This is a genomic window from Mycobacterium sp. GA-1841 (genome assembly GCF_001954135.1).
Classification (GTDB): Bacteria; Actinomycetota; Actinomycetes; order Mycobacteriales; family Mycobacteriaceae; genus Mycobacterium.
Window position 1 is genome coordinate 25,173 of the sequence record NZ_MBEQ01000114.1, and the last position, 14,749, is coordinate 39,921.

Consider the following 14,749-nt stretch of genomic DNA (forward strand, 5'->3'; position numbering starts at 1 on the left):
CAAGACGAAGTTATGCATCGAGATCAGCGGACGGCACCTTCTCCAGATCCGTCTTGGGCACATCTTCTAACCGCAGAACCAGTGTGCGCTGGTCGGTCGGGCCAAAAACCTCAGCAGCCAGATCGTGTGCTTTGCGAAACGCGCGACTAGCGAGCCGCTCATCGCCCAACCCCGCCAATGCGGACCCCTTCAGACGATAAAAATCGATCACTAACTCGTCCTCTTTAGCGGATTGAATCGCATTTTCTAGTATCGCCAAAGCCTCATTAGCGTTGCCGTGTCGAATCATCTCGTCCGCATAATCGGCCTGCAACTTGAGGGTGAGTCGATTGCTGCGACCAAGATCTTTTTTGGTCTGCTCGAAAGCATGTCGCAACCACCCCAGGTTCGTAATCGCGAGCCCAATTCCTTGCTTCAGCTCTTCAACAAATTTATTACACTCATCAGTGTTGTTAGCACTCCACAACGCCGCCAAGCGAGTAAGAACTTGTTGACGTCCGTAGATGTCGCCAAGCTTGTTGACCCAGTCGTGCACGTCCTCCCCAGCGAGGCTCTCGATCTGCTCTTCTAATGCCTGACGAGATGCAGCGCCTAACGCAATAACTAGATCGTCTGTGCTATCAGCCAGTGACATAAACAGCTCGTCTGGATCTCGCCGGGTAGGCAAGAAAATTGTTGGCCATTCATCCACTGCCGAGGCGGGTACATCCTTACTGCCGCGCTTATCCCCATCATGTACGAAAGCGAATCTTATATCAGGGTCAGGCGGACGCGGAAGTGCGCGTTGCAGGGCAACCAGATCACCACTACCAGATCCCCAAATTACAGTGATCTGTCGCGATAGACCAGGCTCGTGGGTGTTCAAAATGCCGCGGATAAGCGCCTGTCCCGATTCGTCTTCACAAAATATGACAATCTCGGATGGCGGGGCCGGCAGCAGGCTGTCACCAGCCGTTGGCTCATCCTTAGAATTTATCGCAGATACAACTCCCTTATTATCGGACCTCAGTAGCACGAAGCCCTCATGCAACCTAGCTTGCTTAATCATTTCCTCTGAATGAGTGGATAGAATAAGTTTCCAGTGATTGGAATGACATAGGTACAGCAGATGCTGTAGTAAAGAAGATATCCCGACCGGAGGTAGGAATGCGTCTGGCTCGTCGAGGAGGATGGTTAGGTTTTTGATATCCCGGTGGTGGTTTAAGATCCAGAAAAGAATATGAACACACAGTTCTCCGTGCCCCATCGTGAGCGATGTATATTTGTGATCGCCACGAGTAACTACAAAGTATGGAAACAAAAAATCATCGTCGCCCCATCGAAATTCTTGATAGGCATCTTCTTCATCGGGCGCCAGATCGATTTCATACCAGTCGATCGAAGAGTAGTTTTTTCCCACTACCAAATTCACTGCCGATTTCATGTCGTCAGATAGAACTAAAGGCGAGTAGTCATCCCAGAGGTCACCACGATCTGTCCTCGTTCCCAATAGCGTTAAAGTCTTGATAGCCAGACGATACAAATCAATATATACCGTGGGGACGTCATTGTCGCCGGCTAACGCACGAAGCACTCGCGTCTTACCAGCTCCGTTTCGGCCGCCTAGGATTATGCAGGGTTCCGATAAGTCCAGGGAAACGCTTTCCAAGACACTTCGCGGTTCAGTCGCATCCCTCTCATGCCGCTTCCTTAGCTGGAGCCACGACTGTGAGTAGGCGGCCCTTCTCATGATGACACCGGTTCTATTATGGGCGCTCCCCACCCAATTTCCTGTACAACCTCCGACAGATCTATTGGCGAAATACTTCGTTGCGAACTGACAAGGTGCCGAAGAAAGGCAGCCGAGTCTCGGCGGTCAGGTGTTCGAAGATTGACAAACGAAAAGAAGTGTATTGCGAAGTCGCGAATCAATACTGATGAGACATCCGTAACTCTATATGAAGCCCTATCCTCATACGCCTTAATAAGCCAGACCATGGCAGGATCAAATTCGCTATCGTCAAGATCGCTCGCACGCCCTTGGGAATGGCGTCGCTGCGATTCGAATAGCTGCAACAGCCCTTTGGGGAGATCTGTCACGATCGGCGCCCAACAACAGTAAACCAGCCAAGTCTGAAGTGTCCCCTTATTGAAACGAACTGGATACTCGCACTCATTAATCAGATCAAGCAACGCTCTTCCGGCGCTCCTGACGATTTCAAGGGTGTGATCTTGAAATGGTTCCTGTTGACGATAGCGCTGTTCGACCACGGTATTGTTGATATGCTTCCGCATATCGTTTACATCAATTGCGACGCATGCTCTCGCAATAATATCGTCGTACGCGAGCCGCATATTCCCGAGGCCGATAGCTTCACGACTTAGCAAGCCCATCTGAGTCAAATCGTTCACAAGAGTCTTTACTTGGTCCCGTGCCCTACCATGTAAAGCATTCCGTTTTTCCGCCGGCGTCAGAGTCGAGCCTTGATTCAACCGGAAGAACAGTTCATTCGGCTCGGCTGGGGTGTGGTCACGCAGAGTTACAGATTGCAACGGAAATCGATTTACGGCGCGCCGCACACTTTCAGGCAGGTCCGAGTAAGTCATGTTGTGCAGGGCAGCGATTGACTCATCATGGGGTTCGGTGTGGCCATCAATTTTAATCAAATCGGAAAAGAAATCGCGCACTGCGACCAGACGCTGCTGCCCGTCTAGTACGAGCTCGTTGCCGGCCGTATCGCGAACAATATGCACCGCAGGCACGTACCACTCTCGTAGTATCGTATCTACGAGGCGTTGCTTCCGTTTCAGGTCCCAGATTTCACCCCGTTGAAAATCTGGTTGCAGATCAAGTTCACCGTTGATGATCCTTGAAACGATCGTCTCAAGCTGAAGATCAGACCTGTCTAGCTTCAATTCATGACACCTTGCCTCGCCTATAGATACGCTCGCAATAACTTCGGCATTGCCGGTTGTGATGTTGATTTTAGACACATGGATCCAGGAAACGCCGTAGCTGACGATGAAACGGTTCGCTGAACCCAATCCCTGGTGCGCCGTTGCCACCGCCGCATCCTGGATAGCCGTGCACCGTTAAGTTTGTTGATCGCCAGGAATCAGACACCCAGCACACGCACCGTCTCGGCGCTGCAATCGACCGAAGCCGTGCAGCGAGTGTCCCTCCGTGTCACGTCAATGTCACAACTCGGTCGACATCGGACGGACGAGAGCGGACACTCGTGGATGCCCGACGCTGGTGACACCGGTCGCGGCGACAATAACGGACCTCGCAGGACACTACGAAACGACTTCCCAAGTTGAATACGCGAGTTCGATTTCCCGGCTCCAAACACGGTTGCTCAGCCCGTGCTCCAGCACGGCATCAGTTTCAGAATCCGCGCCTCGTGCCTTAATTGTCGCACAATTGCGCTGTACGGACATTCGCCGTACATTGGAGAACGGATACACGTCAGGAGGTGCCAACTAGTGGCTGCGAAGACGCAACGTGTGGAGTTCCGAACGGAAGAGGCGAGCTTGGCGCGCATCCAGCGGGCCGCCAGTGCGGTTCATGAGCAGACGTCGGAGTTTGTCCGCAAAGCCGCGCTTCAGCGGGCCGAAGATGTCCTGCGACACGAGCTAGTGACGCCCATGGAACCCGAACAGTTCGATGCCTTGATGTCCTCGTTGGATGTCGCAGATGCCGCACCACGACTCGCTGCAGCGGCGCGTAAGCCTGCGGCGTTCAAGAGGCGCTGGTGTGCTTCGCGTCCGCACGCTTGGATGACCACCACATACTTGAAGGGTTCGACTGCGGCAAGGAATCGCTGAACAAGTGGTTGCTCGATGATGCTGCGCGGGCGAACCGCAGCAGGATCGCGCATGTTTATGTATGGACTCCGCTCGAAGAACGCAGGGTTTGCGCTTACTTCGCGCTATGCCCAACCGAGGTGGTCCGGAAGGACGATGGACTATCGAGCAGCCTGGCCGGCGGATACTCCCGAATCCCGGGCTATCTCATCGCGCGGTTGGCGCTCGACCGTTCGCTGCACAGGAGCGGTTACGGAGAGCAGCTACTGGTAGACGCCCTAGGCAAGGCGGTAGCGGCTTCTGAGATCGGCGGCGGTCGCCTCGTCGTTGTGGATGCCGTCGACGCCGAGGCAGAAGCCTTCTACGTGCATTTCGGTTTCTCCCCGGTGAAGAACCGCCCAGGCCGCCTGGTCATGAAGGTTTCCACCGCCGCGGAGGCGCTTGGCGAACGCTACTAGGTTCCCACGAGACCGCTTGCGGCGCACTGCGTTAATCTTCCCGAGGCAGCGAGAGCCATCATCGGCAATCGAGGTTCACCGCTTTCGACGCCAGGGCGGTTAACCGCACGCGATCACAGCCGTGCGGTAGAAAGCGACGCAATGGCGGCGGAGAAACGACACACTCAATAGCCTTGCCCGCCAATAGTTTCCACAAAACTACGAAATCCGCAGCGCAACGGAGCCGCACCACGATGACACATACTCACAGCCTCCACACGGCTTCGCGTGGGATACTCGCGGGATGGGCAGCGCGCCGCAGCACGAGATGACCCGCACACCGGTCGACGAATTGTCGGCGTTCGAAGTCGCGACCCGAGACCTGGTGGGTGTCGCCCTGCGCAGCGTGGACCAGTTGGAGATCTCGTTGCCGCAGTTCCGGCTGTTGCTCGTCCTGCATGAGCGTGGCACATCAACCTCGACGGAGTGCGCCCAGGCGCTCGGCGTCGTCGGCTCGACGGTGACGCGCCTTGCCGACCGGTTGGACGCCAGCGGCCATCTGACCCGGGGCTCGGATCCCACCAACCGCAGCGTGGTCACCTTGGAGCTGACCAGCCATGGCCGCAAGCTGGTCCGACAGGTCAGCACCCGGCGCCGGCGGGAGCTGAGTCGGGTGCTGGACCGCCTCGAGCCGGCCGAGCGTGCGGCGTGCGCGTCGGTCTTGCGTCGCTTTCACGAACTGCTGGCCGCCGACGACGCGGACGACCTGAACCGTCCGATTCCCCTGTAAGCCATGGATTCTCAAGCAATTTGGCGCACGGTCGATGAACAGCGGGCGCAGCTGGCCGATCTTCTCGACACCCTCGACGCGGACCAGTGGGCGACACCGTCGCTGTGTCAGGGCTGGACCGTACGTGACGTCGCGGTCCACCTCACCCACACACAGTTGACCCGTGCGGAGATGGTCCGCGCGGTCCTGCGGTCAGGTTTCCGGTTCGATGCCATGGTGCGCCGATTGGCGCTTGAGGATTCCGCCGGCCCGCCCACCATCACTGCACGCTTGCGGTCCATGGTCGGCTCGCGCAAGCGTCCCCCGATGACCAAGGAAATCGATCCATTGATGGATCTGCTGATCCACACGCAGGACATCTGCGCACCCCTGGGTATCGACCGGCCGATGCCCACCGAGGCGGCGTCAGCGGTGGCAAAACACCTGTGGCACATGAAGTTTCCGTTCGCCCCGCAACGCGACCTACCGGGTTACCACTTCGTCGCCACCGACGCGGATTTTGCGGTGGGACCATCCTGGGGCGCACGACGTGAGGCGCCGATTCAGGACATCGTGATGATGTTCGCGCGACGCCGCGACGTGCCGGCCCCCGAACCGGAACCCGACGATAACGACGGCAACAACGACAGCGACTGAGTCAGCTGCGGTCGGCCGATACGGCGGGAGTGCGCGTCCCCGCCCACAGCGCAAAGGCCACCAGTGCAACGAGCAGTACACCAGTACCGAACACCGTCAGGTCGAACGCGCGGGCGCCCGGCCAGCCGGCCTCGGACCTGGCCGAGCCACGGAGGAACGGCACCACCACGAGGATGCCGATCGCCGTCACCGCCTCGACCAGCACGACCCGGGGAAAGTGCCCGACCGCCAGATGCAGGGCTGAACGGGTATCGCCGCCTGCCTGTCTGGACAAGATCTTCGGGATGAGAATCCGCATGTTGTAGGCACCGGCGATCAGCAGGGCGAGCACCAGAACCAGCTTGACCGTGAGGTATCGGCCATACGCGGTGGTGAACAGCTGACCGACGGTGCCGACATGGATCCACGACAACCACGTTCCGCTGACGATCAAAGCGCCCACCGAGAACAGCGCCGCAACGGCGAACCGTTCCCACGTCTGAATCCAGTCACGCGCCGCGTCGTCCTCGGAACCATCGGGTCCGCCTCGGCGCGAGGCGAGTCCGGCCACCGACAAGACCACCAGGCCGCCCACCCAGACCAGCGCGCCGATCACATGCGCAGCCGTCAGCACTTCGTGGGCCAGTACGTTGACGGTCGGCGCCGACAGGGGAATATCGGGTGTAGCACGGCGGTCAGCGTCGCCACCACCGCCACCGCGGCGGCAAGGCGACGTGAGGTTGTCGTGCGCATCAGCACCAGGCCGAGTGCCGCCGACAACGCACCCGCGAGCTGGGCACCGGGCAGCACCTGAACAGCGAGACCACTGCCCCGCCCCGGTGGCGAGAAGAAGAACTGCACGAGCGCGCCCACGGCGACCAGCGCTGCGGCCGGAAGTACCAGGGACCGAACCGTTTCCGCGACCACTCCGCGGTTCTCCGGCAGGGCGAGGACGGCGATGGACAGGCCGATGCCCACCGGCACCGAAAGGCTGAGCCAATGAAGGGCTTCGGTGGCCACCGCAACGAAACCCGGTGCGGGCGGTGCCGATCCGGCCATGGTGTGTCCTCACACTTAGTCTTCGAACTGCAAAACGTCTTCGAACTACAAAATCCCTGGACAAACCTAGCGCCACCGGCTTTGAATCAGCTATGTCCCGGATGGGGGACTGTCGCCGGTGCATCGTCCTCGAAGAAGCGTCGGATCTCGACGAAGCCGCCGCGCCGGTACGCCTCATAGGCCCAGATCGCCGCGATGACGGGCACGGGGCCGAACGTCACCCACCACCGCGACGAGGGCGGCACCAGCTCGGCGATCACCTGAGCGCTGGGCCGTCCGTCGACGACCGCGGGCAACCATTCGTGCAACAGGATCGTCAGCATCCGGGTGGCTTCGAACGGGCCGGCGGCGGTGGCCAGCACCCAACTGAGCGACGCGATGACCAGCGCCCACGGCCAGGCCAGCAACAACGACTGGTTGTCGACGATGTCGGCGGACGAGCGGATGGATTCGGCGATGAACAAGAACCCCAGTGCGACCAACAGGACACCGATCTGCGCGGCCAGCAGATCGTCGAGCACCGAGTTGGCCAGCTCATCGCCTTTGCGCGTCGGCAGCCCGAACGCCAGCGACAGCAGCCCGGCCAACAGTGCCAACAGCGTCAGTGCGGATGTCGAGTCGTCGATACGCATGAAGGAATCGGTGAGGATCCGCACCACCAGGCGGGAGGAAGACGACGGCGAGGTCCGGTACAGGATCATCACCACCAGCCCGGAGATGACGATCGAGATCATCCAGGCCACCACGGCCGCGCAGATGATCACCAGCGCCAGCGAGCCGATCACCGGAACCAGTTGTGCGTTCTCCGTGTCACCGTTACGGACCACCAGCAGCGGCACCAGCCCGATGGCGACCACGCCCAGGATGCGCACCACGATGGGAAGGGTGAAGCCGGCGATATCCCCGGGATCGAGGTCGGGATCGGAGCGGCGGATGGCGGCGACTTCGGCGCTCATCACCGACCGTGCCCGGCGGAACGACATTCTGCGCGCCACGAGGCGAATTTAAGCCGAACCCGCAGTCAGGGCCCGATGACACGCTCAGCGCAGGTACAGCTCGCCGCCGGTCGGGTAGCCGCCACCTTTGGTGGTGAGGTGCACATGGTCGTAGTGCCCGTAGCCGCCGGACTGCGCACCGCCGTCAGGCGTGTAATAGGTGCCCCGCCAGATGGCGTCCTGCAGCGCGAACTTGTCGGCGTTCTTGAGCGCGTAGGAGACGATCCGGTTGCCCAGCTCGATGCCCGCGGCGCTGCTGGCGTTGGGGATCATCACGTCCAGCGCCAGCCCGTTCGGGTGCCAGCGCAGCGCGTCCGGACGGACGCCGCCGATCTGATGAATCTCCGGGAAGTCCGCGCTGACGCTGCGGGCGGCCAGGATCGTCTTGACTTGCAGTCCCCGTTCCGGGGCGACGCCGACGGGCAGCAGCTGCGGAATGTTGATGACACGCCAGCGCGAGGCCGTGCCAGGCTGCGTCTGCGCCGCGCTCAGGGTGACGGTCTGGGCCACGGCGGTCGAGGCGGACGCGGCCGGTGCCGACACGATCTCCAGGCAGCAGGGCGGCACCTCGGTCGCGGGAGCCGCGGCAGGTTTGGCGGGCTCCTGTGCGGGGTATGGATGGGCATCAGCGCCGACGGCGAGGAACGCAGCGACCGGTGCCGCGAATGCCGCCGCAACGGCCGGGAGTTTGCGCCGCCGCGGGCTGGCTAATGCGTGTCGGCCCACACGGGCACCATACGGGCACTTCTGACGGATTACAGCAACCGCTCCCCCGTTCTGAGAGTTTCCTTAACCGCCTGTCAAGCTTGTCGTCGGCGTGTTTCGGCAGGTCAAAGGTCACAAATTGGTCACGGTAAAAACGATTTTCTAAGACTGCGCTCAGCGTCCCTCGGGGGCGTGCATCACCGCGGTGAACGTCATCCGATCTCCCCGGTACAGGGAGCGGCGCTGCTCGATCGGCACGCCATCCTGGTCGTAGGAGACCCGGTTGAGCAGAAACATCGGCGTGCGGCTGTCGACGGTCAGAAGTGCTGATTCGCGCGAGTCCGGAAGGGCGGTCTCGATGCTGTCGACGGTGCGCTCGAAGTGGATGCCACGGCTACGGATCTCGGCGTAGAGCGAGTCACGGTAGTCGAACGTCTCCCGGAGGCCCGGGTACCGGGCGGCCGGCAACTTGGTGGTCTCCAGTCCCACCCGTACGCCGTCGGTGGTCAAGACCCGCTCCAGCTGCAGGATGGGCGCGTCCACCTCGATCGCCAGCTGAGCCGCCAGGAGGTCATCGGCGATCAGGTCGCTCCAGCCGACCAGGATCCGCCCGCCGCTGCGGCCCTGCTCTTTGGCGGCCTCGGTGTAGGAGCCCATCGACAGCGGCTGCAGGATCTTGGGCCGCGCGACGACGGTGGTCCGGCCACGTCGTTCGATGCGGCCGGCCAGCAACAGCTCACGCAACGCCTGCCGGACGGTCTCGCGCGCGACGTCGAATCGGTCGGCGAGTTCTCGCTCCGCGGGAAATGGGTCGCCGACCGCAAGGTCATCGAGCAGTCGCTCGAGTTGGGCACGCACCACCTGATGCTTGAGCACCCGGGGTTCTGCACTCGCGGACACCCGCTCACGGTAGCAAGTGTTGGTCTAGACCAAAGACGTTCAATGCTGTTAACCTCGCGGCCTTCTTCGGTGCACCCGTTGGTATAGACCACCCCACAGGGTGTGGGGCGTGGCAGAACCGGCCTCATCGAGAGGTTCTGTCCGTCAAACGCTTCCACCCCGAAAGGTCCCGCCCGCCATGACGTTCCGCACCGCCTGTACCGCAGTTGCCGTGGTCGCCGCCAGCGCCGCCCTCACGTTGTCCGGATGCTCGACTTCCGATGACTCCGAGGCCAAGACCGCTCAGGGCTTTCCCCAAACCTTGACCTTGGCGGCGATCCCGGCCGAGAACTCCACCGACCTCAAGGCCAGTTACGAACCGCTGATCAAGCTGCTGGAGAAGGAGACCGGCGCCAAGGTCGACTTCGTCCAGGCTTCCGACTACGCCGGCGTGGTCGAGGGAATCATTGCCGACAACGTCGACCTGGCCTTCTTCGGGCCGTTCGCGTATGTGGTGGCCGGCGTCAACGGCGCCAAGATCACCCCGGTCGGCGCGGTGATCCAGGAACCGGGCGCCCAACCCGGCTACCAGTCCTACGGCCTGGCCCGCGCCGACGAATCGAACATCAACGGCCTCAAGGACTTCGCCGGCAAGAAGGTCTGCTTCGTCGACCCCGGCTCGACCTCGGGATTTCTCTATCCGACCGCCGGCCTGATCGAGGCCGGGGTGATCAAATCCGGTTCCGAAGCCGACATCTCCTCGGCAATGTCCCCGATCTACGCCGGTGGACACGACTCCTCTGCCCTCGCCATCGCCAACGGCGACTGCGACGCCGGCTTCGCGTTCGACACCATGGTCGACAAGACCATGATCGCCAAGGGCGATCTCAAGCCCGGCCAACTCAAGACCATCTGGAAATCCGAGATGATCGCCGGATCGGTGGCCGCCGCCAACGACTCGCTGGGCACCGAGGCCATCGACAAGCTCAAGACGATCTTCACCGACAAGGCCAACGTCACCAACCTTGAGGCAGAAGGCTTTTGCCAAGGTGACGCGTGCCGGATGACCGACGAACGCGCCTGGGGATTCGCACCGGCCCAGGATGCCGACTACGACGGAGTACGTCACGTCTGCGACGTCACCGGCTCCGAGAAGTGCAAGGGCTGAGAACCAGTGAGCACCAACGGCCCTCACCATCCCGTCGCGGGCGACGATCTCGTCGTCATCGCCCGCGACGTGACCAAGCGCTTCGGGGACACCCTGGCGCTGGACCGGGTCAGCCTCGACGTCCGACGCAGCGAGATGCTGGTACTGCTCGGTCTGTCCGGCTCGGGTAAATCCACGCTGCTGCGCTGCCTGAACGGACTGCAGCCCGTCACCTCCGGCAGCGTGGAAGTCGGCGGCACCCACGTCGACACCGCATCGGCCAAACAGCTGCGCGCGCTGCGCCGCAATGTGGGGTTCGTGTTCCAGCATTTCAATCTGGTCGGCCGGTTGAGCTGCCTGGAAAACGTGTTGATCGGTGGGCTCGGGCAACTGCGGCTGCCCCGCTACGGCGCGTTGACCTACCCGAGGGCCATGCGGGCCGAGGCCTTGGGACATTTGGACCGCGTCGGTTTGGTCGACTACGCCGACCGGCGCGCCGACACCCTCTCCGGCGGCCAACAGCAGCGCATTGCGATCGCGCGCACCCTGATGCAGCGGCCCGGCCTGGTGCTCGCCGACGAACCCGTGGCATCGCTGGATCCCGAGAATGCCGACGTGGTCATGGATCTGTTGTTCCGTGTGTGCATCGAGGAGAAGCTCACCGTGGTGTGCACACTGCACCAGGTCGACCTCGCGTTGGGTTGGGCGCACCGACTGGTGGGTCTGCGCAACGGTCAGAAGATCCTGGACCGCCCCGCCGTCGGGATGACTCGCGACGACGTCATGGAGATCTACCAACGCGTCGACCCCGCAACACATTCGGCGGCCCGGCCGTCGTGAGCACCGACCTCACCGAACGCTCCGCCCCGCCCGCGCCGGCAGCCCGCCCGCCACTGCCCGGCTTGCTGCACCTGGTCACCGTCGGTGCGCTGCTGGCCACAATCGTCGCCGCCTGGTCGATCGACTTCGCCCCGACGACGCTGCTCAACGGTTTCGACGACGTGGCAGCGCTGCTGCAGCGCATGCTGCCACCACGACTGGACGACCCGGGACGGATCGCCGGGCTGGCGGTCGAGACCCTGCTGATGGCGGTACTGGGTACCGTGCTGGCGGCGATCGCCTCAGTGCCGCTGGCCTTCCTGGCCGCCCGCAACACCACACCGCATCCGGCGGTACAGGCCGTGGCGCGGGCGATCATCACCTTCTGCCGGGCCATGCCGGACCTGTTGTTCGCCGTGTTGTTCGTACGTGCCCTCGGAATCGGAGTGCTCCCCGGCATCCTCGCGTTGGCCCTGCATTCCATCGGCATGCTCGGCAAGGTGTTCGCCGATGCCATCGAACAAACCGGCCCTGGACCGCGCGAGGCGGTGCGCAGCACGGGCGTCGGCTATCTCCGCGAAATGCTCAATGCCGTGGTGCCGCAGGCCGTCCCGTCCTGGATCGCGACGTTCATCTACCGCATCGACATCAACCTGCGCATGTCGGTCGTCCTCGGTTTCGTCGGCGCCGGCGGCATCGGTTTCGCGCTGCAGGACGCCTTGCGGGGCTTGATCTATCCGCGGGCACTCGGCATCGCCTGCGCCATCTTGGTGATCATCGCCGCCATGGAACTGCTGTCCATCGTGATCCGGCGGATGCTGTTGGACTCTGGTCACTCGAGCCCGGCCCGCGATCGCGTCGCCCGCTTCGTGTTCGGCGGGGCGCTGGGCGGGGTGTGCGTGATCTCCCTGGTGGTGCTCAAAGTCAGTCCGCTGTCTCTGGTCACCTGGGTCGGTCCGGCGATCGAGGTGTTCACCCGGATGATCCCACCCGACTTCTCGGCGCTGGGCAGCGAATTGTTCACCGCCGCTGGGCAAACCGTCGCGATCGGTGTGGTTTCCACGGCGATCGGCATCGTGCTGTCGATTCCCGTCGGAATCCTCGCCGCTCGCAACGTCACTCCACATCCAGCGGTGTACTGGGCGGCACGGGCCTGGATCCTGGCGGTACGGGCGGTACCCGAACTGATCCTGGCCGTGGTGTTCGTCGCCGCGTTGGGCCTCGGCCCGATCGCCGGAACGTGCGCGCTGGCCATCGGGTCGGTCGGTTTCCTGGCCAAACTGGTCGCCGACGCGGTCGAGGAGATCGAGCCCGAGCCACTGGAGGCAATTCGGTCCGTGGGCGGCGGCTGGTGGAAGATGTTGTGCTCCGGGGTGATCCCGCAAGCCATGCCCGCCATGGTCGGCTCCAGCCTGTACTTGTTCGACGTCAATGTGCGGACCTCGACGATCCTGGGCATCGTCGGCGCGGGCGGGGTCGGCTACCTGCTGTTCGAGTCGATCCGCACGCTGAACTTCGACGTCGCCGGGGCCATCGTGATCGTCATCTTCGTGATCGTCTACGCCATCGAAAGGTTGTCCGGATGGATTCGTGCGCACCTGGTGTGACGGTGGCCGCGGTCTGGGCCGGCACCTCGGACATCAGGTTGAGAACGGTGCCGATTCCCGAACTCGGGGCCGGCGAGGTTCTGGTCCGGGTCCGGTTGGCCACGGTGTGCGGCAGTGATCTGCACACCGTGAGCGGTCGGCGCCCCGCGGCGTGCCCCTCGGTCCTCGGTCATGAGGCGGTCGGTGAGGTTGTCCATGTCGGCTGCGACGCGAATGTCCGAGTAGGCCAACGCATCATCTGGTCAGTGACCGTGGCATGCGGCACCTGCGGGCGCTGCCGGTCCGACCGGAGCGCCAAATGCGAGTCGGTGCGCAAGGTGGGCCACGAACCGTTCGACGGGGACTGGCCGTTGTCGGGTTCCTATGCCGCACATGTGGTTCTGCCGCGTGGCACCACGATTGCCGTGGTGCCCGAGGCACTGCCCGACGCGGTGGCGGCACCGGCGGCATGTGCAACGGCGACAGTGATGGCCACCTTGGAGGCCGCCGGTGACCTGTCCGGACGGCGGGTACTGATCGGTGGGGCAGGCATGCTGGGGCTCACCGCGATTGCGGCCTGCGCCGAGGCCGGAGCCGACGTCCAGGTGATCGACCGCAATGCCGACCGGATGGCGGTGGCGACGCGGTTCGGTGGCCGGGCCTCCGACAGAAATCCGGTCGACGTGGCGATCGACTACACGGGATCTTCCGCGGCGGTCTCCGATGCGCTGGGTCGCCTCGACATCGGCGGCACCCTGGTGTTGGCCGGGTCGGTGACCCCGGGCCCGGCGCTGGCGGTGGACCCGGAGACCGTCGTGCGGCACTGGTTGACGATCACCGGTGTGCACAACTACGAGCCTCGACATCTGCACGGTGCCGTGGACTTTCTCGTCCGCACCCGCGACCGTTACCCGTGGCAGAGCTTGGTCACCGAGCCGGTGCCGCTGTCCCAGATCGACTCGGCGCTGCGTCCACCGCCGGCAGGTAAGCTGCGCCGGGCAGTCTCACCCTGACACCGGGAAAGCTCAGCCCTGGAAGACGCGGATCCAGTCGACCAACATCTCGGCGGGGTAGTTGCCACCGCTCGGATCGCGGCCGCCCGAGCCGCCGACGGCGATGTTGAACACCGGCACCAAGGTGTAACCGGGATCGTTGAAAGGCCAGTCCTGCAAGGAATTTGCCGGCACCTCGAAGAAGGGCTCCATGCCGGGGGCATAGTCCTTCCAGAAGTACATACCCTGCGGCGTCCACGACATCCGCCAGGTGTGCCACGCACTGTCGATCGGATGCGGGTCGGTGGCGAACGACTCACCGTCCAGACGCGCATGCACGGTGGTGCCCGACGGCCAGTCGCGGTTGCCGTACCACTCCACCAGGTCGACCTCGCCACCGCGGACCGGGTCATCATTGAGCAGCCAGAACGCCGGCCAGGCTCCGTCGGTGAGGCAGTTGAGCTTGACCCGGGCCTCCCACGTGGTCCCGATACCGCCACGCCAGTTGCCGACGACCTTGGCGCTGGCGTACTTCTCCTGGACCGTGGTGCCCGGGCCGCGCGTCGCACGGATCACCAGGTTGCCCTTGCCGTCCTGGAAGGCGTGCTCGGTGTCGGTGACATAGCGGCCCATGTTGAACGGCTTGTCCCACTCGACCGGGTTCTTGATGGTCTCGCGCTCCGGGATCAGATGCCACCACGTCGGGTCGGGCGGAGCGCCGGCCGGACCGTTGAACTCGTCCTGGAACAGGAACGTCGGCGACGGCGCCGCGGCGCCCGGGGCGGTGGAACCGCCGGGAGACGGCGCGTTGGGGCCCGGTCCGGGCGGATTATCACCAATTGCCGGGTCGGCGTTGGCCATCCCGGCCGGCAACGCGGCGGCTGCCACCCCCAGACCCATCATGAACATCACACTGCGACGATCCATCTCAGGCACAGC

Annotated in this window: 16 protein-coding genes; 8 read left to right on the forward strand and 8 right to left on the reverse strand. The window is 63.0% G+C overall.

Features of this window, described 5'->3' with window-relative positions; all coding sequences use genetic code 11:
* Positions 1 to 10: 10 nt before the first annotated feature.
* Complete coding sequence (locus tag A5740_RS28615; RefSeq protein ID WP_139335349.1) at positions 11 to 1,573, reverse strand: M48 family metallopeptidase; 1,563 nt, start codon at positions 1,571 to 1,573, stop codon at positions 11 to 13.
* Positions 1,574 to 1,725: 152 nt separating this feature from the next.
* Positions 1,726 to 3,045 carry a DUF262 domain-containing protein gene (locus tag A5740_RS25875; protein WP_217696714.1) on the reverse strand — a complete coding sequence of 440 codons (1,320 nt, stop codon included), beginning with the start codon at positions 3,043 to 3,045 and terminating at the stop codon, positions 1,726 to 1,728.
* A gap of 441 nt (positions 3,046 to 3,486) precedes the next feature.
* Between A5740_RS25875 and A5740_RS25880 the strand changes: the two genes are divergently transcribed.
* The 4 genes from A5740_RS25880 to A5740_RS25895 all read left to right on the forward strand — a co-directional run bounded on the left by A5740_RS25880 (position 3,487) and on the right by A5740_RS25895 (position 5,649).
* Positions 3,487 to 3,807 carry a DUF1778 domain-containing protein gene (locus A5740_RS25880; protein WP_254849348.1) on the forward strand — a complete coding sequence of 107 codons (321 nt, stop codon included), beginning with the start codon at positions 3,487 to 3,489 and terminating at the stop codon, positions 3,805 to 3,807.
* Complete coding sequence (locus tag A5740_RS25885; RefSeq protein ID WP_254849342.1) at positions 3,756 to 4,244, forward strand: GNAT family N-acetyltransferase; 489 nt, start codon at positions 3,756 to 3,758, stop codon at positions 4,242 to 4,244. Before A5740_RS25880 ends, A5740_RS25885 begins: the two co-directional genes overlap by 52 nt.
* Before the next feature lie 283 nt (positions 4,245 to 4,527).
* Positions 4,528 to 5,013: a MarR family winged helix-turn-helix transcriptional regulator gene (locus A5740_RS25890; RefSeq protein WP_076198908.1), complete on the forward strand. Its 486-nt coding sequence runs from the start codon at positions 4,528 to 4,530 to the stop codon at positions 5,011 to 5,013.
* Positions 5,014 to 5,016: 3 nt separating this feature from the next.
* Positions 5,017 to 5,649 carry a maleylpyruvate isomerase family mycothiol-dependent enzyme gene (locus A5740_RS25895; protein WP_076198912.1) on the forward strand — a complete coding sequence of 211 codons (633 nt, stop codon included), beginning with the start codon at positions 5,017 to 5,019 and terminating at the stop codon, positions 5,647 to 5,649.
* Position 5,650: 1 nt separating this feature from the next.
* Here the strand turns inward: A5740_RS25895 and A5740_RS28870 are convergent, their stop codons facing one another.
* The 5 genes from A5740_RS28870 to A5740_RS25920 all read right to left on the reverse strand — a co-directional run bounded on the left by A5740_RS28870 (position 5,651) and on the right by A5740_RS25920 (position 9,287).
* On the reverse strand, positions 5,651 to 6,262 hold the full coding sequence (locus tag A5740_RS28870) for a CopD family protein (RefSeq protein ID WP_076198914.1): 612 nt from the start codon (positions 6,260 to 6,262) through the stop codon (positions 5,651 to 5,653).
* Entirely contained in the window at positions 6,256 to 6,687 is a 432-nt protein-coding gene (locus A5740_RS28875; RefSeq protein ID WP_076198916.1) for a hypothetical protein, read from the reverse strand. The genes A5740_RS28870 and A5740_RS28875 overlap by 7 nt, the downstream gene beginning before the upstream one ends.
* An 86-nt stretch (positions 6,688 to 6,773) precedes the next feature.
* Positions 6,774 to 7,670, reverse strand: coding sequence for a hypothetical protein (locus A5740_RS25910; protein ID WP_076198918.1), 897 nt, complete (start codon positions 7,668 to 7,670; stop codon positions 6,774 to 6,776).
* Between the two features lie 57 nt (positions 7,671 to 7,727).
* Entirely contained in the window at positions 7,728 to 8,408 is a 681-nt protein-coding gene (locus A5740_RS25915; RefSeq protein WP_076198920.1) for a hypothetical protein, read from the reverse strand.
* Between the two features lie 153 nt (positions 8,409 to 8,561).
* Entirely contained in the window at positions 8,562 to 9,287 is a 726-nt protein-coding gene (locus tag A5740_RS25920) for a GntR family transcriptional regulator (RefSeq protein WP_076198922.1), read from the reverse strand.
* Between the two features lie 178 nt (positions 9,288 to 9,465).
* Between A5740_RS25920 and A5740_RS25925 the strand changes: the two genes are divergently transcribed.
* The 4 genes from A5740_RS25925 to A5740_RS25940 are packed head-to-tail and all read left to right on the forward strand — an operon-like array spanning position 9,466 to position 13,831.
* Positions 9,466 to 10,434: a phosphate/phosphite/phosphonate ABC transporter substrate-binding protein gene (locus A5740_RS25925; RefSeq protein WP_076198924.1), complete on the forward strand. Its 969-nt coding sequence runs from the start codon at positions 9,466 to 9,468 to the stop codon at positions 10,432 to 10,434.
* A gap of 6 nt (positions 10,435 to 10,440) precedes the next feature.
* Positions 10,441 to 11,253 carry a phosphonate ABC transporter ATP-binding protein gene (phnC, locus tag A5740_RS25930; protein ID WP_076198926.1) on the forward strand — a complete coding sequence of 271 codons (813 nt, stop codon included), beginning with the start codon at positions 10,441 to 10,443 and terminating at the stop codon, positions 11,251 to 11,253.
* On the forward strand, positions 11,250 to 12,839 hold the full coding sequence (phnE, locus tag A5740_RS25935) for a phosphonate ABC transporter, permease protein PhnE (RefSeq protein ID WP_076198928.1): 1,590 nt from the start codon (positions 11,250 to 11,252) through the stop codon (positions 12,837 to 12,839). The genes phnC and phnE overlap by 4 nt, the downstream gene beginning before the upstream one ends.
* Positions 12,815 to 13,831, forward strand: coding sequence for a zinc-binding dehydrogenase (locus A5740_RS25940; protein WP_076198930.1), 1,017 nt, complete (start codon positions 12,815 to 12,817; stop codon positions 13,829 to 13,831). The genes phnE and A5740_RS25940 overlap by 25 nt, the downstream gene beginning before the upstream one ends.
* Positions 13,832 to 13,843: 12 nt before the next feature.
* On the opposite strand, the gene A5740_RS25945 is transcribed toward A5740_RS25940, so the two are convergent.
* Entirely contained in the window at positions 13,844 to 14,737 is an 894-nt protein-coding gene (locus A5740_RS25945; RefSeq protein WP_076198932.1) for a family 16 glycosylhydrolase, read from the reverse strand.
* Positions 14,738 to 14,749: the final 12 nt, after the last annotated feature.